We start from the raw sequence: 21,863 nt of genomic DNA on the forward strand, positions 1-21,863 counted from the left end.
TGCATTAGATATACATTTGCTTAGTTATAATTACTTATTTACTATACATATTTTTTATAATGTCAACGATTTACCATACAAAACGTCTCAATTATTCATAATAGATCTACGCTTATAAAGAGTAACAAAACTACATGCTGATATTATCGGCAAAAGTTAATGAAAAAAGATGGCTGTAATATGAGTATAAAAGTTGCCTTCAGCCGAAGGTGCTGACAGTCAGTCTCTTAAGGGATAACTGAAAGCAAAACACTAATAACTTTTAAACTATTCACCAGAATAAATAACCATTATCACATATGAGTGTATTAATATGCAGATTATCGGGTAAAAAATCTGGTAATATTAATACAAAACAAAATTTTAGTCATAAAACATTCATTTATTTACCATCTTACTGCATTTTTTTACATTAAAGTTTGTATCTTTGCATCAACAAAGAAAAAATAATATAGGTATGAAAATTGGTATTATAATTGCTATGGATAAGGAATTCGAACAGGTAAAGAGTTTGTTTGAAGGTGCCTCTGAAATATCCAAGAATGGCAAACTGTTTATCTCGGGCCGCATAGGAGATAATTCCGTAGTGATACAAAAATGCGGTATAGGTAAAGTTAATGCTGCTATAGGCGCTGAAGATATGATCAGTCTGTTCGCACCCGATGCTATCATCTCGACAGGTGTTGCAGGCGGAACGAATAAGAATATAAATATAAGGGACATCGTGGTAAGTTCATCTATATGCTATCATGATGTATGGTGTGGAACTGAATGCAAATATGGACAGGTGTTAGGTTTACCAGCTGTGTTCACATGCAATAAAAGGATGCTGGAAAAGGCTATGTCTGTAAAATACGAGCATAAGATTCACCCGGGACTTATCGTTAGTGGCGACTGGTTTGTTGACACCAAAGAGAAGATGGAGTCTATTCTTGAAAAGTTCCCTGAAGCTATGGCTGTTGACATGGAATCAGGTGCCATTGCACATACCTGTTTTGTAAATCAGGTTCCTTTTATAAGTTTCCGTATAATCAGCGACCTGCCTCTGTCAGGCACTTCGACCGAGCAATATAATAACTTTTGGGATACGATAGCAAATGATTCCTTTAATGTTACAAAGAACTTTATTGAAAGTCTATATTAATCAAGATGGATAAGATACCTAGTTTTACAATAGACCACAACCGTCTGAAACGTGGAATATATGTTTCAAGAAAGGACATTGTAGGTGGAGAAACAGTTACTACATTTGATATCCGAATGAAAGAGCCTAATCGCGAACCTGTAATCCATCAAGGTGCAATACATACGATAGAGCATCTAGCCGCAACATACTTGCGCAATGACAAAGACTGGAAAGATAAGATAATATATTGGGGACCTATGGGTTGTCTTACTGGTAATTATCTTTTGCTTAAGGGTGACTTTGAGAGCCAGGATATTGTTGAACTAATGAAAAAGACATTCAGGTTTGTAGCCGAATTCGAAGGAGACATTCCTGGCGCAGCCCCTAAAGATTGCGGTAACTGGTTACTGCATGACCTTCCAATGGCTAAATGGGAGTCTATGAAGTTTCTTGAGGAAGTACTTGAGAATATTACAGACGAAAATCTAACTTACCCAAAATAAAAGCTTCACTACAAATGAAGCTTTTTTATTTATAACCTGAACCTATATCCGAAGGTCACTGTCAAGAAACTATTCTTGGAATTTGGAGAATCGGTATAATTGAATATTTTACTAAGTCCAAAATTATAACGGGCATCCATTATCACATTCATATATTCATAAGATACTCCTACTGGTATTGAGAAATCAACTTTATTGAAATAGCTGTTTACATTATAATCCATAGATTCGGTATCACCGTGTGTAATAGTGGTAGAGCCGTTTGCCGTTGTTTTGGTCATTAGTGTTTCATCGTCTTTAGCTCTGGCATCTAACATAAGACCAACTTGAATACCTGCTTTTATAGCAAGCCCCTGAGAAACATATGCATTAAAAAGAAGTGGAATGTCTATATACTGCAGGTTTATTTGATGATCGCCGATACCATAATATGAACCAGTTGCCTGAGAATTATTGCTCAATCCATTATATTCGCTACCAATCTGAGAAGTATGGTCTTTAAATTTTGTTCCAAGCATAGTATACATTGCACCGAGAGACAAACTTACGACAGGTGTAATTTGATATTCGGCTTCAAGCCCCGCTGTAAAACCTGGCTTAAAATTAGATTTCAAACTACTACTATTACCTTTTTCCATATCAGTTGATATCCCTAGTTTATAATTTGTAAAATTAGAAATACTAGTTCCTACACGCGGATATATTGATATTTCGCCAACACGGGTTTGGGCTTTAGCCGCTATGGCAAAAACCACGATGGATACCATTACTATAATTTTTCTCATAATAGAAGCTTTTCAAGATAAACGCAATAAGGCGAAAGATATTGCTTCATACCGTATTAATTTATATACATATTATAAAATAAAAAACGGCATGAAACATATTACGTTTCATGCCGTTTTAACTATTGTAGTAAATTAATCTTTATTATTACGTTTTCTATCAAGATGATTAAGACAAAGCTTTCTCATTCTCATACTTTTAGGAGTAACCTCAACAAGCTCGTCTTCCTTGATATACTCAAGAGCTTCTTCCAAAGAGAACACTGTACGCGGTACGATACGTGTCTTATCATCAGAACCACTAGCACGAGTATTTGTCAACTGCTTTGCTTTTGTTACATTAATAATCAAATCGGTATCATGAACATGCTCTCCGACAACCTCTCCTGCATAAACTTCTTCACCCGGATCAATGAAGAACTTTCCACGATCCTGAAGTTTATCAATAGAATAAGCATAAGCATTTCCTGTCTCCATTGCTATCATACTACCATTAAGGCGGCGAGTTATTTCACCCTTGAAAGGCTGATATTCTTTGAAGCGATGTGCCATGATGGCTTCGCCCTGACTGGCTGTAAGGACATTAGTACGAAGACCGATAATTCCACGTGATGGCATATCAAACTCGATATTAACACGTTCACCCTGACTCTCCATAGATGTCATTTCACCCTTACGGCGAGTAACCATATCAATCATTTTACTGCTGTACTCTTCAGGTACATTGATTGTAAGTTCCTCAATAGGCTCACACTTCACACCATTTATGGTTTTATATATTACCTGAGGCTGACCTACTTGTAGTTCATAACCTTCACGGCGCATAGTCTCAATCAAAACAGAAAGGTGCAACACACCACGGCCGCTAACGACCCATTTATCAGTAGAATCCTCAAAAGTCCTTACACGAAGTGCCAAGTTTTTCTCCAACTCTTTCTGCAGGCGATCATTAATATGACGGCTTGTAACGAACTTCCCTTCTTTACCAAAGAAAGGAGAATCGTTAATAGTGAATAGCATGCTCATTGTTGGCTCATCTATAGCGATAGGAGTCATTGGTTCAGGGTTTTCAAAATCACAGATGGTATCACCAATCTCAAATTTTTCAAGTCCAATAATAGCACAGATGTCTCCACTTTGTACCTTATCAGTCTTTACATGTCCCATACCTTCGAATGTATGAATCTCTCTAATCTTAGTTTTCTCCATGCTACCGTCACGATGAGCCAGGGTAACATTCATACCTTCGGCCAAAACGCCTCTATGAACACGACCTACAGCTATACGGCCTGTATAACTTGAATAATCAAGAGAAGTTATAAGCATCTGAGGTGTACCTTCTAAAACTTTAGGAGCAGGTATAACCTCTAGGATTTTATCCAATAGATAAAGTATATTATCTGTAGGTTTTTTCCAGTCTTCACTCATCCATCCGTTCTTGGCTGAACCATATACAACCTGAAAGTCTAACTGATCTTCAGTTGCATTAAGAGAAAACATGAGGTCAAAAACCATTTCGTACACTTCATCAGGACGACAATTTGGCTTATCAACCTTGTTTACAACAACAATTGGCTTCAAACCAATCTGCAAAGCCTTCTGTAGTACAAAACGTGTTTGAGGCATCGGGCCTTCAAAAGCGTCTACCAGCAGAATACAACCATCTGCCATATTAAGGACACGCTCTACCTCACCACCGAAATCCGAGTGTCCCGGAGTATCGATAATATTGATTTTCACGCCCTTGTAATTTATTGAAACATTCTTTGAAAGGATTGTGATACCACGTTCACGTTCCAAATCATTGCTATCCAATACCTGACCACTCATGTCTTTACCTTCGCGGAACAAATTTCCCGCTAACATCATTTTGTCCACAAGCGTAGTCTTTCCGTGGTCTACGTGGGCAATGATTGCTATGTTTCTGATATCTTGCATATTATACCTTAAAAAATTGGATGCAAAGGTACAAATAATAATTGAGAAAGGTGTCATAAGAGTGGATATTTTATAAAAAAACCTATATTTTACCTATTTTAGTAGCTCAAAGTTTGTCAAAATAAATATTTTATTGTACCTTTGCAGCGTTTTAAGAAATATAAACAATAAAATTAAACAAATCTATGTATTTAGATCAAGCAAAAAAACAAGAGATCTTTGGACAATACGGAAAGTCTAACTCTGATACCGGTTCTGCAGAGAGCCAGGTAGCATTGTTCTCATACCGTATTTCCCATTTGACGGAACATCTTAAGAAGAACCGTAAAGATTATACTACGGCAAGAGCTTTGACTCAATTGGTAGGAAAACGTCGTGCATTGCTCAACTATCTGTATGACCGCGACATCAATCGTTACCGTGCAGTCATTAAGGCTTTGGGTCTGCGTAAATAAGCGCAGATTTGCTTAAGGCTATTAAAAGAATCCCTGCAATAATACATTGCAGGGATTCTTCTTTTTATTTCTTATTGAGGATTTCGTTTAATGGTTTCATCACAAAATCTCTTTCTTTCATAAAAGGATGTGGTATTTTAAGATCGGGCTCGTCTATATGGCAATCGTCATATAAAAGAATATCTATATCAATAATTCTATCTTGATATTCTGCATTAATGGATTTATGAACACGCCCTAATTCACATTCTATTCTTTGTGTCGTTTCCAATACTTGTCTGGGCGTAAGTTCAGTGATACAGCGTACTGCAGCATTTATAAACATATTTTCGGAACTAAAACCCCATGGTTCTGTCTCATAAAGAGCTGACTGGCAATCAACATTGCCAACCAGCTCTTTTATTTTTTCTATCGCTTTAAGTATCGTTTCGCGTCGGTTCCCGATATTCGAACCGAGGCTCAAATAGACTTTATGCATTAATCGTTCAAAATCAGCATGGCATCGCCATAGCATCCAAACTTATAACCGTTCTTAAGTGCTTTCTGGTATGCCTCAGTAACAAGATCATATCCACCGAATGCTGCCGTTGACATCATAAAGATTGACTCAGGGTGATAAAAGTTTGCAATCAACGTATCTGACAATCCAAAATCATATGGAGGGAAGATAAACTTACTTGTCCATCCTTCGTACTCTTTCAACATTCCGTCTGTACCGACTGCTGTCTCTGTAGTTCTCAACACGCTAGTACCTACTGAACAAACACGATGGCCGCTTGCTTTCGTTTTGTTTACGATACCACAAGCATCTGCATCTACCTTTACTTGTTCTGAATCCATTTTATGCTTTGTGAGGTCTTCAACCTCTATAGCGTTAAAATAGCTCAATCCGCAATGCATTGTTATATATGCGAAGTTGATGCCTTTAATTTCCATTCTTTTCATCATTTCCCTACTGAAATGAAGTCCGGTAAACGGTGCAGTTACAGCACCTTCATTTTTAGCAAAGATACACTGGTAATCATCCATATCCTGAGGTGTTGCCGGACGATCATATTTACCATCCTCATCTTTATGGTCAATAACATACCTTGGTAGAGGTGCCTCACCTAATGAATATAGAGCTTTTTTAAATTCATCATGAGGGCAATCATAAAGAAACCTCAAGGTTCTTCCGCGACTTGTGGTATTGTCAATCACTTCAGCTACCATTGTACCATTATCATTAAAAAATAATTTATTGCCAATTCTTATCTTACGAGCCGGTTCAACTAAGACATCCCATAGTCGCATATCCTGATTCAATTCACGAAGCAAAAATACTTCTATTTTAGCATCTGTTTTCTCTTTAGTACCATAAAGACGTGCAGGAAAAACCTTTGTATCATTAAATACAAAGGTATCGTCCTCGTCAAAGTAATCTAGTACACTACGAAAATCAAGATATACCGGATTACCGTTTTCATCTTTAAGATCATTGCCATCCTCATCTTTCTTAAACATTTCGATTGTCTGACTCTTCTTATGAAGGACCATCAATCTGCACTCATCACGATGAAGAGGTGGATAAAGTGCGACCTGGTCATCAGGTAAACGGAATTTGAATTGTGATAATTTCATATCGGTTCTCCTATATCTAGTTATTAAATTCTATTATTTGTTTGTCAAGCCATTCTGGAAAATCATCCAGTTTTATGCAGTCTTCTATTTTAACGTCTCCGACTCTTGTTCTACAAAGTGCCGTAAGATAGGCTCCACTTCCTAAAGCCGAACCTATATCCCTCGCCAAAGCTCTTATATATGTACCTTTCCCACAAACTACTCTAATACTCATCTGCATATTTTCAGATTTAAAGTCAGTCAGTTCTATCTCATCCACACGTAATGTTTTGGGCTTCAGGTGAACGTCCTTACCTTTACGTTTTAATTCATAGGCTCTGTCACCATTCACTTTACAGGCTGAATATTCAGGTGGTACTTGTTGTATCTCGCCTATAAATCCTTTGAGTTTTTCTTCTATCAGAGCTTTTGTTATATGTTCTGTAGGATAAGTTGCGTCTTCAGGATGTTCCATATCAAAACTCGGTGTCGTTGCTCCTAATTGAAGTGTTGCAGTATACTCTTTTGTCTTAAATTGGAACTCTTCTATACGTTTTGTAGCACGACCTGTACAAAGTATAAGTACACCTGTTGCCAACGGATCAAGCGTACCCGCATGTCCGGTCTTCATTTTCTTCACACCAACCTTTCTGGATATGATTCCTCTAACTCTGGCTAGTGCACCAAAACTAGAAATTCTATAAGGTTTATTGATGTAAATTATTTCTCCCTCACTGAAATTCATTAATCAAACATTATCATTGAATGACCTGTTAAAAGCCATATCAGGATGAAACCTCCAATAATTATACGGTATACGCCGAAAGCCTTAAATCCATATTTTGCAAGGAAATCTACGAACCATTTTATAGCAAGCATTGCAACGACAAAAGCTACCGAACTACCTATTATTAAAGAACCGGCATTTTCTGTTAAAGCAGCTGTTCCTCCATCTCTCACCAATTTAAACAAGTCCCAACATGTAGCTGCAAACATAGTAGGAACAGCCAGAAAAAATGAAAATTCTGCGGCAGCCCTGCGAGTCAGTTTCTGAGACATTCCACCAACGATAGTTGCCATTGAGCGTGAAACACCTGGAATCATTGCTATACACTGGAATAATCCAACAAAAAGAGCACGTTTCTTTGTTATCTTTGTATGAACATCACCCTTATTAAATATACGGTCACAGAAAAGCATAAAGATACCTCCTATTACCAACATTGTTGCAACGACCTCAATACTACCCAATAATTTATCTATTATCTTATTACCTAGAAATCCTATAATTGCAGCTGGCAAAAAAGCGATCAACAACTTATAATAGAAATCCCATTTAGTAAGAAACTTTTTAATGTTAGAAGAACCCTTTTCTGCCTTTTCATGATTTAAACGGAAGAAGCGCTTCCAATATAGCACAACAACCGAAAGGATTGCTCCAAACTGTATTATCACCGTAAACGCTTTCACAAAAGGCGTACTTGGTATACCCAACAGATTTTGGGTAATTATCATATGACCCGTAGATGATACTGGCAAGAATTCAGTCAGTCCCTCAACTATGGCCAAAATGATGGTCTGTAATATTGTCATTAGAAATTATTTATTGATTTCGTTATCTTTAGGTTTACGTATAACTGCATAAATCATAGACACAAAGCCTATCAGACACACAACAGGAGCTACTTTAATTCGCCTGGCGCTGAATACATCTGGGTCGTAATGAGTTTCTGTTGAACCAGAACCACTAAGAAGAATGAAACCTAAGATAACGATAAACATACCTACAGCCAACAATATAAAGTTGACTTTGTCGAAAGCGAAATTTTTCTTATTCATTATTTTATTTATTTCTTAATTTACATTTATATTTTGTAAAGTTCTCCAGCTTTCATTTTCAGAAATTTATTAACTGAAAGATATGTGCAAAACATAGATATGACTATACCGAAGAAGACTACCGAAAGTCCAGTTATAGTCATTACTTGCCATGTAACAACATTGATTATACCCGGTTCGTAATCATACAAGAAGAACACTCCACATGCAAGAACAATATCAGCAGCAAATGCGGCAATTACACCTATTGTTATTGACTGATTAAGGAATGGTGCCCTTATAAATTTCCATGAGGCACCAACGAGCTTCATTGTTCTTATAGAGAAACGATGAGCATATACACCCAATCTCACAGTATTGCTGATAAGCGAGAATGAGACAAACGCAAGCAAAACAGCCAGCACCAATAATACAACACTTATTTTTTGGAGGTTATTATTTACGCTATCCATCAGCCCTTCCTGATAATTAACATCTGTAACCTTTGGTATTCTCTTCAGTTCGGCCGATATCCATTTCAGAGAATCGCGGTTTGCATACTCCGATTTCATATGCAATTCAAGCGTAGCTACAAAAGGGTTAGCGCCAATAAACTCTGATGGATCTGTACCCATAGCCTTTGTTTGTTCTTTTAGAGCATCATCCTTACTAATATAATCAATGTGACTGCAAATATGGCGATGGTATAAATCACGGCAAAGCATGTGCCCTTCATTTACAGACATATCATCCCCTAACATTACAGTTACTGTAAGGTTTTCCTTAACATAATTGGAAAGATTATGCGTTGTTAATACAGAAAAGACAACAAGCCCTAATAGAATCAGCACTAAAGTAGTGCTTATACATAAAGTTAGTACCTGCATACCGTGACGATTGCGGGTTTTATTTCGTTTTTTTGTCATTACTCTAAGATATAGTATACCTAGTTTTGTGCAAAGTAACAAAAAAAACGGATAACGGCCAATATATTTAACTACTATTAACTGCCATAATATATATTTTTTTTATACCTTTGTTTTACAAAAAAAATATCATGTCTACAATTATATATCCATCACCAATATTCGGTCCTATACATAGTCGCCGTCTTGGTGTTTCTCTAGGTATAAATTTACTTCCTTCCGACGGAAAGAGTTGTACTTTTGATTGTATTTACTGCGAATGCGGTTTTAACAAAGATAATCGCCCTAAATTAAAATTGCCTACCCGTGAAGAGGTTGCCTTTGCTCTTGAAGAAAAACTTAAAGAAATGAAGAGGGATGGTCCTTCGCCTGACGTGCTGACTTTTGCCGGTAACGGAGAACCAACAAGTCACCCACATTTTCCAGAGATTATAGACGATACTTTACGACTGCGGGATAAATATTTTCCACATGCCAAAGTATCAGTGCTCAGTAATAGTACTTTTATCCATCGGCATGCTGTACATGAGGCTCTTTTGCGTATAGACAACAACATTTTAAAATTGGATACTATAGATCCTGTGTACATTAATAAGGTAGACAGACCTGTAGGCGGAAATTATGATATAAACAAGATTATAGACGGGCTTAAATCGTTCAACAGTCATGTTATAATCCAGACAATGTTTATGAAAGGTAATATTGACGGTGATGATGTTGATAACACCTCGGATAAATATGTCGGACCATGGTTAAACGCAATAAAGGAGATAAAACCATCAGAAGTAATGGTTTATACGATAGACCGTGAGACACCGGATAAAAACTTGAAAAAAGCTACCCATAAAGAGCTTGATGCTATACGCGACAAAGTTATTGCTGAAGGTATAGCATGTACAGCATCGTATTAAATAAAGACAAACATAAAACAATAGGGATTTCCCGCTTAAATAGTAGGAGAATCCCTTTTGCCTTTTAGATAACATGTGTTACCTTTGCAATATCAAATAATTACGCACTTTGGTATAAAAGATTCTATAGGATATACATCTGACAATAAGGTAACCCATAATAAAACATTCTCAATAGGTAATAGAGGTGGCTGCATAAAAATTTATGTAGCCACTATTTATTTACTCTTTACTATAAATTTGTATGGTTCAGTATAGTTTGGCGACTTTAGAGCTCTTTTAACAGCATTGCTGAATTTTAGATTTTTGCCATCGTTACTTTTCCCTTTATATTGTTGAGAACCCAAAACGACCATATCTTTTCCATTTTGACGATTAATATTATCTATCGTAGAAGTAAGCACGTGCATCTTACGATGATTATCAGCATCATAATCTGCGAAGTCTGTCTGAACAGCACATTCATCGCATATATCAGTCACTATAACACCACCCCTCTTATACTTATATCCTTCTTTATATATGTCGCAAAGGATCGAGAAGCAGGCTTTTACTATTGTCTGAGTTGCATTGCTAGCTGTATGTAGTGTTATACTCATGCCATTACCATATTGAGGAAGATCGTATCTCAAATGATTTGTATCAATAAAGACAGTAACCAAACCTGCGACAGAATGCTGTAGCCGGAGTTTTTCAGCACAACGAACTGCAAAATTGGAAATATGTGTACGGATATCATCGAAGTTTTCTATCATATTTGGAAAACTCCTGCTAGTGCATATGCTTTTTCGTTTAGAGTCAAGTGAATCTAAAGGTATGCAATCATAACCTTTCAGCTCAAACCATGTACGAACGCCTGTAATACTAAAATTTTTCAAAACCCAAGATTTTGACTTCAATGTAAAATCATAAGCCGTGTGTATTCCAAAATATTCCATTTTCACTGAGTTTTTACGACCTATGCCCCAAACATCGTCAATAGGAAAGACTTTTATAGCCTTCTCTCGTTTTTCATCTGTGTCTATATAACAACATTTATTATACCCAGGATACTTCTTTGCAAATTCACTTGCAATCTTAGCCAAAGTTTTCGTTTTAGCGATACCTATACTCACAGGCATGCCAACACACTTAAGAATTTTAAGAGATAGATTCTCCCCCCACTCCTTAATATTAATATTTTCCATACCATTGAGATCTAAAAAGGCTTCATCTATAGAATATTGCATAACGATCGGCGCCTCTTCGCGTAGAATATTCATAATGCGATTTGACATATTACCATAAAGCTCATAATTGCTCGAAAAGGCGGTAACCTCTTTATCTCGATAGTGTTCCCTCATCTGATAATAAGGCATACCCATACGTATGCCAATATCCTTAGCCTCACGACTACGTGAAATAACACACCCGTCATTATTACTTAAAACAACAACAGGATGTCCTTCCAAGTCGGGGCGGAACACACGTTCACAACTCACGAAGCAATTATCACAATCTACAAGTCCGTACATTTTTACAAATAATCTTCGCAAATATAGCACATTTTCAGTAACTTTGCAACGATATGAATAAGAAGATATCTGAAATAGAAATATTCTCAGGCGATTTTTCCTCATCTTTAAGGTTACCGCTTGCCGATGGAGGAGTGCACGCTGGATTTCCTAGTCCGGCCCAAGATTATATTGATAATTCTTTCGACTTCAACAAGAATATTATTTCTAATCCGGCTGCCACATTTTATGCTGTAGTCAATGGCGACTCCATGACAGGAGCTGGAATAAGTGATAATGACATTTTGGTGATAGATCGTTCTCTTGATGCAATCCATAATGACATAATTGTAGCTTTTATAAACGGTGAATTTACAGTAAAGTATCTGGATCTGTCTGAGAAAAATAATGGGGTAATATGGTTGCGCCCTGCAAATGACAAATATGAACCAATAAAAATAACAGAAGACTGCAACTTTAAAGTATGGGGCGTTGTTTCGACAGTTATCAAGAGACTACGAAAATGACTTTTTACTTATTAATAATTCAATAGTCTATAGCTAAACTTCAAAAGTTATAATTAAAAAATAGGATACAATAATAAGACAAACACTTTTGTTTTTTTTATGGTTTTCGACTTAAAGTATATAGCCAAGACTCATATATGGGTAAATAACAGCAGTACGATCTACGCCTGTATCACTCCTTCATGATTACACAATGCCATACCTGGATTATTGCAAAGAACTGCAATTTAAAAGTCCAATGCCTGTATTAATCGAACTTTCCCATTTACAGAACTGTCAGATGTTTACCTTTGAGCTTGCCCCTCTAGTTAACATCTGACAGTAAAAATAAGAAAAAATTCTCTTCTTATTGATATATTAGTTTCAACACTAAATTTTGCCTATTATACCTAATTTTGTATCTTTTATAAAATCTACAATATTACGAATTTCTTTTCCATCAGGCACCTGTTCCTTTATCTGCATTATAGCATCAAAGACACTCGTCTGTCCATGGAATACAAGTCTATATGCATTCGCAATATGATCACGGACTTTCTCTTCTACACCATGATTGCCAAGTATTGTAGCATTTATTCCACCATAAGTTATTGGACTTCCACTAGCAACTATATAAGGAGGTATATCCTTGCTGAAACGACATCCACTCTGAACCATTGCAGCAATACCGACACGAGCGCCAGGATTTGCAATAACACCAGATGAAAAGATTACATTATCGTGAATATCACAATCTCCGGCTATCTTTGTACCATATCCAAATACACATGCGTTACCAATATTGGTATCGTGAGAGATATGGACACCTTCCATAATAAAATTTCTATTTCCTATAACGGTCGATCCACCACTGAATGTTGCTCGATTGATAACAACATTCTCTCTTATTATATTACCATTACCGATAATCAATTTTGAAGCATCGCCTTTATATTTGAAATCCTGCGGCTCTGCACCCAAGACTGTATTTTGATACACTTTATTATTTTTCCCCAAACGAGTGCCATTCATAACACTTACATAAGGATATATTACACAATCGTCTCCGATTTCTACATCACCCTCTACATAAGCGAAAGGATAAATAGTAACATTATTGCCTATTTTTGCTTTCGAATCTATTTCTGCTTTTGAACTTATATTACTCATAATAACTCTTTTTATGTTAATCTCTTCCTCCACCTAATGCATAGTAGAGATTTACTACTGCCTGCATCTTATAGAAGTCATCATTTACCTTAGAAAGTTCAGCATTAAGCAATGTCTGTTGAGCGCTGATTACTTCAAGATATGTGCTGCTACCCATCTTAAACAAATCTTGAGTATAAGCTACATTCTTTGTCATGCTCTCTATCTGTTTCTGTTCAAACTGTGCTTTTTCTGCCGAAGAATTATACAATACCAGAGCATTGCTCACCTCACTTCCAGCAGAAAGTATTGCATTCTGCCATGTATTATAAGCTTGTTCTTGTTGTAACTTAGCGACCTTCAATCCTGCAATCAACTGTCCGTGTTCGAAAATCGGTTGTACAAGACTACCAACAGCATTAAGCAGCATTTTACCGGGATTTACAATACCTCCACCAGTATTATTAGTATAAGCGCCAGTTCCAGAAATTGTTATACTTGGATAAAATTTTGATCTAGCTGTCTCAACTCCATAGAAGCATTGAGCCAAACTCATTTCTGCATAATGCACATCCGGACGATTTGCAAGCATCTGTAGACCTACACCTGTACTAAAAGAAGAAGGTAAAGATTGTGATGCAAGACTTCCACGTAAGATAGTTTGCGCAGGTTCACCTAGAAGTAAAGACAAAGCATTTTCTGTCTCTCTGATTTGCCTCTTAAGTTCGGCAGTCTGAGCCTGTACTGAATAATAGTTAGATTCGGCACTTTGCACACTGGTTTCCTTAGTCCTACCCAACTCCTTCTGAAGTTTCATCATATCCCAAGTGTTCTTTGTAAGCCCAGACATATTATTGACAATCTCCATCTCACGGTCAAGCATAAGTAGAGTATAATACATATTTGCTATATTAGATATCACCTTCGTCTTAACAACTAACTGATAATCCTTTGTAGCCAGAAGAGACATTTGTGCACTTCTCTTCACACTAAGAAGATTACCGAATAAGTCAACACTCCAACTAGCTGAAATTGGTAAAGAGTAAGTCTTTGCAGCTTTATTTCCATCCCACGAAGAGATTGTCCCCTGAGGAGAAAATGTAAAAGAAGGAACAAAAGCTAATTTTGCTACCATCAATTCAGCTTCAACCATCTTAACATTCAGAGCGGCATTAAGCATATTCGTATTATGCGCCAGCCCTCTTTCTATAAGGTCTTGCAACTGAGGATCTGTAAAGACACTACGCCATGCCAAATTTCCAAAATTAGATGTATCTCTTGCAGCTAGAGTATCTACAACAGAAGCTGAATCACGATACAATCCCTTTGTATTTACATTAGGACGTTCATACTTGTTATAGATTCCACAGCTGCTCATTAGAACAGCTGTAGATATTATTGCAATTATATTTATTTTCTTCATCACTTTATTCTATAAATTCTAATCATTCTTCTCGATATCTATCGGACTTGTATATTGAGCAAGTTCCGTATCCACTGAAGAAGTATTCTCATCTTCAAACTCAATAGGTTTAACCTTCTCTTGCAATGTCTCAAAGATATAGAACAGAGCAGGTACTATCATAATCTGACAAAGCATACCTATAAGCATACCGCCTATCGCTGCAGCTCCAAGAGTTTGATTTCCATTTACACCTACACCGGTAGGAATCAACATTGGCGCCAAACCAATTATCATAGCCAATGACGTCATCAAAATAGGTCGCAGACGAGCACCAGCACCTAACACTGCAGACCACGATATAGCCATACCCGTACGGCGTCGTTCAAGGGCAAACTGAACAATAAGAATCGCATTCTTGGCAAGAAGTCCGATAAGCATTATCAGTGCGATCTGCATATATATATCATTACTCTTACCAAATAAGTTCGTAAACAGGAATGCACCTGCTAGACCAAATGGAATTGATAAGATAACAGAAAGTGGAAGCAGATAACTTTCATATTGTGCACTCAAGATCAAATATACGAATGTGATACAAAGTACAAATATTATCGCCGTAGAATTACTTGATTCCTGCTCAGAACGGGTAAGACCTGAGAACTCATAAGTATATCCAGTAGGCAGATTTTCCTTTGCTACTTCAGAAATAGCTTTAATGGCATCACCACTAGAATATCCCTCACCTGGAGATGCATTCACATTTATTGATGTGAACAAGTTGAAACGGTCAATCTCCTGCGGTCCATAAACCTTTGTCATTTTTACATACTCATTGATAGGAGCCATTGTACCAGAACCTGTACGAACATAAATATTATTAAGACTCTTTATATCTGTACGCATACTTGGGTCTGCCTGAATATATACACGGAAAAGTTTACCATAAGCATTGAAATTACTTGCATATAATCCTCCGAAATATCCTTGCATTGTTGTAAGAACAGCACTTGGTTGTATTCCACTCTGCTTACATTTAGCGACATCAACATCCATAAGATATTGAGGATAGTTTGAGTTATAAGATGTCATTGCTTTACTTATTTCAGGACGTTTGTTCAATTCTGCTAAGAACTTTTGTGTAACCTTAAAGAATTTATCTACATCTCCACCTGTACGGTCTTGCATTGAGAAAGTCAGACCATTGGTAGCAGAGAATCCTTGTACCATAGGAGGCTGAAAGGCTAAAATTTGAGCGCCTTTAATAGCTGCAGTCTGCTTATAAATCATTCCAAGTACCATACCTGAACCTTCATTATGAATATTCAAATACTTTAAGAAGCCCTCTGACTTGCTACGTTCCTCAAATGATTTAAGTTTTATAACAAATGTACCTTGGTTAGATCCCTGACCAGCAATAAAGTTATAACCTGTGATACGCATACGTCCATTTATAGCAGGATTAGTTGCAAGCATTGAATCAACCTGATCCATAACAGCATTTGTCTTGTTCAAACTTGTGCCCGGAGGTGTAGAAACAGTACAAAATATAGTACCTGTATCCTCATCAGGGACAAGACCAGATTTAGTATTCATAGCCGTAACGCCAAGTATTGCGATACCAATGATCACTGCTATACCTGCTATAACAGGATGCTCTATAATATGTCTGACACCTACTTTATATTTATCTTGAACTTTTGTATACGAGGCATTAAACCCTGCATGGAAACGGTCTACAACACTCATTTTACGTTCAGAGCCATCCTCATTTTTCGGTTTAAGAAGAATTGCACAAAGCGCTGGAGACAATGTTAGTGCGTTTAAAGCGGAAATAACAATTGCTATAGCCATCGTGATACCAAATTCCTTATAGAAAGTACCAGAAGTTCCTCCTATAAATGAAACTGGGATGAATACAGATGCCATAACCAATGTAATTGAAATAATAGCACCAGAAATCTCATTCATAGCATCGATTGATGCCATACGAGCAGACTTATATCCCAAGTCCAACTTGGCATGGACCGCCTCGACGACCACTATCGCATCGTCGACCACTATCGCTATGGCAAGCACTAACGCAGACAACGTCAACAAGTTTAGAGAGAAGCCAAATACATACAAGAAGAAGAACGTTCCTATTAATGAGACAGGTACCGCAACAAGAGGTATAAGCGTAGACCTGAAATCTTGTAAAAATATATAAACAACTATAAATACAAGAACGAATGCTTCAAACAAAGTTTTCACCAAATCGCCAATAGATGCATAAATAAACTCTGTGACATCCTGCATATATTTGATAGACAAACCTGGAGGTAGCATCGCCTTCTGACCATCAAGAACTTTCTTAATATCTTTTGCTATCTGAGTAGCATTCGAACCAGCAGTCTGTGTAACCATCATCATAGTAGTAGGATGACCATCAAGCGTCTGTATTACAGAATAAGAAAGAGCACCCATTTCTACACGAGCAACATCCTTGACGCGTAATGTCTGACCTGTAGCATCGCTACTGATTATCATATTACCAAATTCTTCTGGAGTTTTCAGACGTCCTTTATAACGTATCGTATATTCATACTGATTGTTACTCTGTTCGCCAAACTTACCTGGAGCGGCCTCAACATTCTGACCTGCTAGAGCTGTAGATATATCAGAAGGAATCAGATTATGCTGTTTCATTCTAGCAGGATCGAGCCATAGACGCATTGTATATGTTTTTGTACCAAACGACTGGCACTCACCAACTCCATTAACACGTTTAACAGCCGGTATTATATTTATATTTGCATAATTGGCTATAAATGTATCATCATATTTATTGTTAGGGCTTGTCAATGCAAAAAGCAACACGGTAGATGTCTGTCGTTTTGTTACAGAAACACCAGCTTGCGTTACTTCAGAAGGAAGCAATGCACTTGCCTGAGACACACGGTTTTGAACATTAACCTGTGCCATATCTGCATTCATTCCCTGTTTAAAGAAAACCGTTATACTTGCAGTACCTTCATTAGTAGCAGAAGATGTCATATATGTCATGCCCTCTACACCATTTATCTGTTCCTCAAGCGGAGCCAATACTGAATTCAATACAGTCTGAGCGTTTGCACCTGGATAAGAGGCACTAACCATTATTGTAGGAGGAGCAATATCAGGATACTGCTCAATAGGCAAGGACACCAGTCCTATTGCTCCCAAAATTACTATCAAAATAGAAATAACGGTTGATAGTACCGGGCGTTTTATAAAATTATCTAGTCTCATGAATTAATTCATTTATTTAATCGTTAAAACTACTTACCAAAGTCTTTTTTCAACTTACTAATATCACTCTGATCAGCTCCCATTGCCTTTGTTTTCTTTAATTTAGCAGCATATTGAGTTTCTGTAATAGGTGTAATCTTCATTCCATCTGTAAGAGTCGAAATACCTTGAATAACAATTCGATCGCCAGGTCTCAAACCACTAGTTATTATATAATCTTTCCCATTATTTTCAGGATCAACAGTAACTGCAGTATACTTGACTTTGTTGCCTTCACCAAGAACATATACGAAATGCTTATCCTGAACATCAGCAACAGCATCCTGAGGTATTACTATAGCAGTCTGATTGGTACGCGGTACAACAATTGAACCAGAACCGCCACTCTTAAGCAAATGCAGAGGGTTTGCAAAATCTGCACGGATAGAAACAGAACCTGTAGTCTGGTCTATAACTCCACTTACAGTAGCTACTCTACCATTATGATCATATATAGTTCCATCTGCAAGTTGTAACTTTACAGCAGGATAATCCTTTATAGCTGCATGTATACCACCTGCCTTTTTTGTCATATTCAGCAAGTCTTTTTCTGTCATAGAGAAGTAAACCTGCATAGTCGAAATATTGGAAACAGTAGTAAGCGGATTTTGATTTGTTGCATTTACCAAGGCTCCTACCTTATAAGGAAGGTCGCCAACAACACCGTTTGCAGGACTTGTAACATAGCAAAAGTTAAGATTCTGTTTTGCTGATACATAGCTAGCCTGAGCCTGAGCTAACGCAGCAGCTGCACTTTCATATGAGTTGCGGGCCGACTGAAGTTCATAAGCACCTATTACATTGTTCTTAAACAATTTCTTATTATTACGATAAGTCAGCAAAGCAGTATTCAATTGAGCACGTGCAGAATTTACAACAGCCTTAGCCTGACGAGCAGCAGCAACATAAGTTACATTATCAATTACGAAAAGTAACTGACCAGCCCTGACAGTCTGACCTTCATGAACACACAATCTTGTAATGAATCCTGATATTTTAGGACGAATTTCAACATCCTGTACACCTTTGATAGTTGCAGGATAGTTGGTCTGCATTTCTATCGGTTGAGACTGAATTGTTCTTACAGCATATTCATCATCACCAAAATCAGGTTTTCCTTGTTTTCCACCACATGAAACAAGAATTGCAGCAAAAGCAGCAATCAACATCAAATTTCTTTTTTTCATACCCAATTATACTAATACATTTATAAATCCTTGTAATATTATACCGAAAACTTTTTAATTTAGTTTAGTTTTCAGAATGCAAAGATACACAAACTATGTGTAGGTCACATACTACGAATACAATATTTAACATATCTTACTGAAAAAGGCAACGCATTTTGAAAATATTAGCACAAAAAACTAATATCAAAGTCCCATTTCCCTTGCCTTCTTAAGAAGAAGTTTCATAAGAGGTTCACGTTCATTTTCCACCTTATTATCAAGTACAGCATCTTTTAGGGTTTGTTTTAAAGTACCAACCTCCCTACTTGGTTTAAGATGAAAAATTTCCATAATTTCATTACCATCTATACATGGCTGAAGTAAACGTTTATAATCTTTTTCCTTAAGCTCTGTCAACTTAAGCCTAACCGTTCTAAAATTATCAAGGAATTTTTGCTTTCTAACAGAATTTTTACTTGTTATGTCTGCCTCACAAAGATCCATAAGATCATCAATATCATCACCTGCATCATTAAGAAGTCTTCTAACAGCACTATCTGTAACAATATCATCTGAAATAACAATAGGACGCATGTGTAATTCAACCATTTTCTGAACATACTTCATTTTACTGTCCATAGGCAACATCAGACGGCGGAAAATAGAAGGTACCATTTTCGCACCAATAATATTATGATTATAAAATGTCCATCCATTTATAGGATCCCAGCGTTTACTCTTAGGTTTACCAAAGTCATGCATTAGAGCAGCCCATCGCAACCAAAGATTATCAGATGTTCTACATATATTATCCAGAACCTCAAGAGTATGATAAAAATTATTTTTATGTGCTCTTCCATTCTTTGTCTCAACTATATCCATTACACCAAGTTCTGGTAGGACATAATTTAGCAAGCCACATCTTTGCATCTCCACGAACCCCTTACTTGGGGTATGTGTCATCATTATTTTATTGAGTTCATCCTTGATACGTTCGCCACTTACAATTCTAAGTCGGTCTGAATTTCGGTCTATAGCCTCTAATGTTTCATCTTCAATAAAGAAATTAAGTTGTGTAGCAAATCTCACGCAACGCATCATACGCAGAGGATCATCCGAAAATGTTATATCAGGATCAAGTGGAGTCCTGATAATACCATCCTTCATATCTTCAATACCATCAAAAGGGTCAACAAGATCACCGAAGTTTTTACTATTCAAACAAACAGCCAAAGCATTAATTGTAAAGTCTCGTCTATTCTGATCATCATCGAGAGTTCCATTCTCAACTACCGGTTTTCTAGAATCATGGCTATAACTTTCCTTTCTAGCTCCAACAAATTCTACTTCCAAATCCTTATATTTAACCTGTGCTGTTCCAAAATTACGAAAAACAGTTATTTTGGCCTTCCTACCCAATTCTCTTTTCAAAGCATCCGCTACTTCTATTCCACTTCCGACAACAACTACATCTATATCATTAGATGGACGCTCAAGAAACAAATCTCGTACATACCCACCTACTACATAACATTCCACACCCAGGCCGTCAGCTGCAGCTGAAATCTTATGAAAAATATCTTTATTGAGAATTTCTGCTAAATCTTGTTTTGATAATAACCTCATCGTTACTTTTTTCTTTGGCAGGTGCAAAGGTACGAAAAAAAAGCGTATCTTTGCAAAATAAATACTCATAAAAGATGAAAGCAATAATAAATACACTCTTTTTATCATTATTTCTGTTTGCATGTAGTAACAACAGTTACACAGATAAAGCTGAGGCTTTACTTAATGATGCGAAAGCCGCATATAACGAGAACAAATATGATGCAGCAGTATCAAAGATAGACTCTATAAGGAAAGAATATCCTAAAGCTATAGAGATCAGGAAAGAAGCACTTGCACTATACCAAAATATAGAGTTGAAAAAAGCTCAGATTGACTTGGAGCACACAGACAAGTTGGTTACATCAATAAACAATGAATACAACATTATCCTAATCAAAGTCAACGAAGACAAAAAAGCTTTATGCGCAACAGCAGGAGAACTGCAAGAGTTGACGCTTAAAAAATTGAAACGAGATTCTATAAAAACAAGATTTGATATTCTTTGTGCAAAAATTCACTATATCCACAAATTACAAAAGACTAAGTAAACATAGTTTTATTTGCTGTTTTCATATAAAATTATTAATTTTGCCACCAATTTTATAGCAATATGTCAAAAGAAGTATTAAGCACTGAAGTTCAATTTGAAAATGTAATGTCGGAATGCCGATCTCTTTTTGAGAAGAAATTACATGATTATAATGCATCATGGCGAATATTACGCCCTACTGCCCTGACTGACCAACTATACATAAAAGCAAAAAGGATACGAAGCCTTGAAATAAAAAAAGAGTCGTTTGTCGGTGAAGGCATACGGCCAGAATTCATCGCTCTTATCAATTACGGAATAATCGGTTTAATACAGATAGAATTAGGATTTTCTGACACGATAGACATAGATAGTGACAGAGCCATGACAATGTATGATAAATATGTAAAATCAACATTGGAGCTAATGAAAAAGAAAAATCACGACTATGATGAAGCATGGAGATCTATGCGCGTCAGCAGTTATACAGATTTTATACTTACAAAGATAGAAAGAATAAAAGAAATAGAGAACCTTAACGGCGAGACACTCGTATCAGAAGGAATAGATGCCAACTATATGGACATTATCAATTATGCCGTATTTGGCGTTATAAAACTCACATACGGAGAGTAAG

The 21,863-nt window shown here is 36.7% G+C and carries 21 protein-coding genes; 7 read left to right on the forward strand and 14 right to left on the reverse strand.

Going from position 1 to position 21,863, the window contains the following annotated elements; all coding sequences use genetic code 11:
- Nucleotides 1-457: 457 nt before the first annotated feature.
- Both XYLOR_RS08295 and XYLOR_RS08300 read left to right on the forward strand, forming a co-directional pair.
- Nucleotides 458-1,144 (forward strand): 5'-methylthioadenosine/adenosylhomocysteine nucleosidase, encoded by a 687-nt coding sequence (locus XYLOR_RS08295; RefSeq protein WP_036878379.1) that lies wholly within the window; start codon nt 458-460, stop codon nt 1,142-1,144.
- A gap of 5 nt (nt 1,145-1,149) precedes the next feature.
- Nucleotides 1,150-1,629, forward strand: a complete 480-nt coding sequence (locus XYLOR_RS08300; protein WP_036878381.1) for an S-ribosylhomocysteine lyase — start codon at nt 1,150-1,152, stop codon at nt 1,627-1,629.
- 29 nt (nt 1,630-1,658) lie between these two features.
- On the opposite strand, the gene XYLOR_RS08305 is transcribed toward XYLOR_RS08300, so the two are convergent.
- A complete protein-coding gene (locus tag XYLOR_RS08305) occupies nt 1,659-2,414 on the reverse strand; it encodes a porin family protein (RefSeq protein WP_084608577.1) in 756 nt (251 codons plus the stop codon).
- Nucleotides 2,415-2,549: 135 nt separating this feature from the next.
- Nucleotides 2,550-4,352, reverse strand: coding sequence for a translational GTPase TypA (typA, locus tag XYLOR_RS08310; protein WP_036878384.1), 1,803 nt, complete (start codon nt 4,350-4,352; stop codon nt 2,550-2,552).
- Between the two features lie 185 nt (nt 4,353-4,537).
- On the opposite strand from typA, the gene rpsO reads away from it, so the two are divergent.
- On the forward strand, nt 4,538-4,807 hold the full coding sequence (gene rpsO / locus XYLOR_RS08315; protein ID WP_036878386.1) for a 30S ribosomal protein S15: 270 nt from the start codon (nt 4,538-4,540) through the stop codon (nt 4,805-4,807).
- Between the two features lie 64 nt (nt 4,808-4,871).
- On the opposite strand, the gene folK is transcribed toward rpsO, so the two are convergent.
- From folK to XYLOR_RS08345, 6 genes are read right to left on the reverse strand one after another with little or no spacing between them, the layout of a single operon-like run.
- Nucleotides 4,872-5,285 (reverse strand): 2-amino-4-hydroxy-6-hydroxymethyldihydropteridine diphosphokinase, encoded by a 414-nt coding sequence (folK, locus tag XYLOR_RS08320; RefSeq protein ID WP_036878388.1) that lies wholly within the window; start codon nt 5,283-5,285, stop codon nt 4,872-4,874.
- On the reverse strand, nt 5,285-6,427 hold the full coding sequence (gene queA / locus XYLOR_RS08325; RefSeq protein WP_036878390.1) for a tRNA preQ1(34) S-adenosylmethionine ribosyltransferase-isomerase QueA: 1,143 nt from the start codon (nt 6,425-6,427) through the stop codon (nt 5,285-5,287). The genes folK and queA overlap by 1 nt, the downstream gene beginning before the upstream one ends.
- Before the next feature lie 16 nt (nt 6,428-6,443).
- Nucleotides 6,444-7,151, reverse strand: coding sequence for a tRNA pseudouridine(55) synthase TruB (truB, locus tag XYLOR_RS08330; RefSeq protein ID WP_036878392.1), 708 nt, complete (start codon nt 7,149-7,151; stop codon nt 6,444-6,446).
- Nucleotides 7,151-7,999 carry an undecaprenyl-diphosphate phosphatase gene (locus XYLOR_RS08335; protein ID WP_036878394.1) on the reverse strand — a complete coding sequence of 283 codons (849 nt, stop codon included), beginning with the start codon at nt 7,997-7,999 and terminating at the stop codon, nt 7,151-7,153. The genes truB and XYLOR_RS08335 overlap by 1 nt, the downstream gene beginning before the upstream one ends.
- 6 nt (nt 8,000-8,005) lie before the next feature.
- Nucleotides 8,006-8,245, reverse strand: a complete 240-nt coding sequence (locus tag XYLOR_RS08340) for a DUF3098 domain-containing protein (protein ID WP_036878397.1) — start codon at nt 8,243-8,245, stop codon at nt 8,006-8,008.
- Between the two features lie 26 nt (nt 8,246-8,271).
- Nucleotides 8,272-9,150, reverse strand: coding sequence for a cell division protein FtsX (locus XYLOR_RS08345; RefSeq protein ID WP_036878398.1), 879 nt, complete (start codon nt 9,148-9,150; stop codon nt 8,272-8,274).
- Between the two features lie 131 nt (nt 9,151-9,281).
- Here XYLOR_RS08345 and XYLOR_RS08350 point away from each other — a divergent pair, with 131 nt between their 5' ends.
- Nucleotides 9,282-10,061 (forward strand): radical SAM protein, encoded by a 780-nt coding sequence (locus XYLOR_RS08350; RefSeq protein WP_036878400.1) that lies wholly within the window; start codon nt 9,282-9,284, stop codon nt 10,059-10,061.
- A 218-nt stretch (nt 10,062-10,279) separates the two neighbouring features.
- Here the strand turns inward: XYLOR_RS08350 and XYLOR_RS08355 are convergent, their stop codons facing one another.
- On the reverse strand, nt 10,280-11,596 hold the full coding sequence (locus XYLOR_RS08355) for a Y-family DNA polymerase (RefSeq protein ID WP_309477143.1): 1,317 nt from the start codon (nt 11,594-11,596) through the stop codon (nt 10,280-10,282).
- A 32-nt stretch (nt 11,597-11,628) separates the two neighbouring features.
- On the opposite strand from XYLOR_RS08355, the gene XYLOR_RS08360 reads away from it, so the two are divergent.
- Complete coding sequence (locus XYLOR_RS08360; RefSeq protein WP_036878403.1) at nt 11,629-12,081, forward strand: LexA family protein; 453 nt, start codon at nt 11,629-11,631, stop codon at nt 12,079-12,081.
- A 369-nt stretch (nt 12,082-12,450) separates the two neighbouring features.
- Here XYLOR_RS08360 and lpxA read toward each other — a convergent pair whose 3' ends face one another.
- The 5 genes from lpxA to XYLOR_RS08385 all read right to left on the reverse strand — a co-directional run bounded on the left by lpxA (nt 12,451) and on the right by XYLOR_RS08385 (nt 20,715).
- On the reverse strand, nt 12,451-13,233 hold the full coding sequence (gene lpxA, locus XYLOR_RS08365) for an acyl-ACP--UDP-N-acetylglucosamine O-acyltransferase (RefSeq protein WP_036880951.1): 783 nt from the start codon (nt 13,231-13,233) through the stop codon (nt 12,451-12,453).
- Nucleotides 13,234-13,246: 13 nt separating this feature from the next.
- Nucleotides 13,247-14,632 (reverse strand): efflux transporter outer membrane subunit, encoded by a 1,386-nt coding sequence (locus tag XYLOR_RS08370; protein WP_036878405.1) that lies wholly within the window; start codon nt 14,630-14,632, stop codon nt 13,247-13,249.
- Nucleotides 14,633-14,650: 18 nt separating this feature from the next.
- Nucleotides 14,651-17,881, reverse strand: coding sequence for an efflux RND transporter permease subunit (locus XYLOR_RS08375; RefSeq protein WP_036878406.1), 3,231 nt, complete (start codon nt 17,879-17,881; stop codon nt 14,651-14,653).
- 29 nt (nt 17,882-17,910) lie between these two features.
- On the reverse strand, nt 17,911-19,107 hold the full coding sequence (locus XYLOR_RS08380; protein ID WP_036878408.1) for an efflux RND transporter periplasmic adaptor subunit: 1,197 nt from the start codon (nt 19,105-19,107) through the stop codon (nt 17,911-17,913).
- A gap of 186 nt (nt 19,108-19,293) precedes the next feature.
- Nucleotides 19,294-20,715, reverse strand: a complete 1,422-nt coding sequence (locus tag XYLOR_RS08385; RefSeq protein ID WP_036878410.1) for a CCA tRNA nucleotidyltransferase — start codon at nt 20,713-20,715, stop codon at nt 19,294-19,296.
- A 74-nt stretch (nt 20,716-20,789) separates the two neighbouring features.
- Here XYLOR_RS08385 and XYLOR_RS08390 point away from each other — a divergent pair, with 74 nt between their 5' ends.
- Both XYLOR_RS08390 and XYLOR_RS08395 read left to right on the forward strand, forming a co-directional pair.
- Nucleotides 20,790-21,245: an outer membrane protein assembly factor BamD gene (locus XYLOR_RS08390; RefSeq protein ID WP_036878412.1), complete on the forward strand. Its 456-nt coding sequence runs from the start codon at nt 20,790-20,792 to the stop codon at nt 21,243-21,245.
- 62 nt (nt 21,246-21,307) lie between these two features.
- Entirely contained in the window at nt 21,308-21,862 is a 555-nt protein-coding gene (locus tag XYLOR_RS08395; RefSeq protein WP_036878413.1) for a DUF1599 domain-containing protein, read from the forward strand.
- Nucleotide 21,863 lies beyond the last annotated feature (1 nt).

This window comes from Xylanibacter oryzae DSM 17970 (assembly GCF_000585355.1).
GTDB classification, from domain to species: domain Bacteria; phylum Bacteroidota; class Bacteroidia; order Bacteroidales; family Bacteroidaceae; genus Prevotella; species Prevotella oryzae.

Coding starts and splice junctions, on each gene's coding strand:
- rpsO (WP_036878386.1), top strand. CDS start 4,538: ATGTATTTAGATCAAGCAAAAAAACAAGAGATCTTTGGACAATACGGA.
- XYLOR_RS08385 (WP_036878410.1), bottom strand. CDS start 20,715: ATGAGGTTATTATCAAAACAAGATTTAGCAGAAATTCTCAATAAAGAT.
- XYLOR_RS08300 (WP_036878381.1), top strand. CDS start 1,150: ATGGATAAGATACCTAGTTTTACAATAGACCACAACCGTCTGAAACGT.
- XYLOR_RS08295 (WP_036878379.1), top strand. CDS start 458: ATGAAAATTGGTATTATAATTGCTATGGATAAGGAATTCGAACAGGTA.
- XYLOR_RS08340 (WP_036878397.1), bottom strand. CDS start 8,245: ATGAATAAGAAAAATTTCGCTTTCGACAAAGTCAACTTTATATTGTTG.
- XYLOR_RS08375 (WP_036878406.1), bottom strand. CDS start 17,881: ATGAGACTAGATAATTTTATAAAACGCCCGGTACTATCAACCGTTATT.
- XYLOR_RS08350 (WP_036878400.1), top strand. CDS start 9,282: ATGTCTACAATTATATATCCATCACCAATATTCGGTCCTATACATAGT.
- XYLOR_RS08305 (WP_084608577.1), bottom strand. CDS start 2,414: ATGAGAAAAATTATAGTAATGGTATCCATCGTGGTTTTTGCCATAGCG.
- folK (WP_036878388.1), bottom strand. CDS start 5,285: ATGCATAAAGTCTATTTGAGCCTCGGTTCGAATATCGGGAACCGACGC.
- XYLOR_RS08335 (WP_036878394.1), bottom strand. CDS start 7,999: ATGACAATATTACAGACCATCATTTTGGCCATAGTTGAGGGACTGACT.
- XYLOR_RS08370 (WP_036878405.1), bottom strand. CDS start 14,632: ATGAAGAAAATAAATATAATTGCAATAATATCTACAGCTGTTCTAATG.
- XYLOR_RS08360 (WP_036878403.1), top strand. CDS start 11,629: ATGAATAAGAAGATATCTGAAATAGAAATATTCTCAGGCGATTTTTCC.
- XYLOR_RS08345 (WP_036878398.1), bottom strand. CDS start 9,150: ATGACAAAAAAACGAAATAAAACCCGCAATCGTCACGGTATGCAGGTA.
- XYLOR_RS08380 (WP_036878408.1), bottom strand. CDS start 19,107: ATGAAAAAAAGAAATTTGATGTTGATTGCTGCTTTTGCTGCAATTCTT.
- truB (WP_036878392.1), bottom strand. CDS start 7,151: ATGAATTTCAGTGAGGGAGAAATAATTTACATCAATAAACCTTATAGA.
- XYLOR_RS08395 (WP_036878413.1), top strand. CDS start 21,308: ATGTCAAAAGAAGTATTAAGCACTGAAGTTCAATTTGAAAATGTAATG.
- typA (WP_036878384.1), bottom strand. CDS start 4,352: ATGCAAGATATCAGAAACATAGCAATCATTGCCCACGTAGACCACGGA.
- queA (WP_036878390.1), bottom strand. CDS start 6,427: ATGAAATTATCACAATTCAAATTCCGTTTACCTGATGACCAGGTCGCA.
- XYLOR_RS08390 (WP_036878412.1), top strand. CDS start 20,790: ATGAAAGCAATAATAAATACACTCTTTTTATCATTATTTCTGTTTGCA.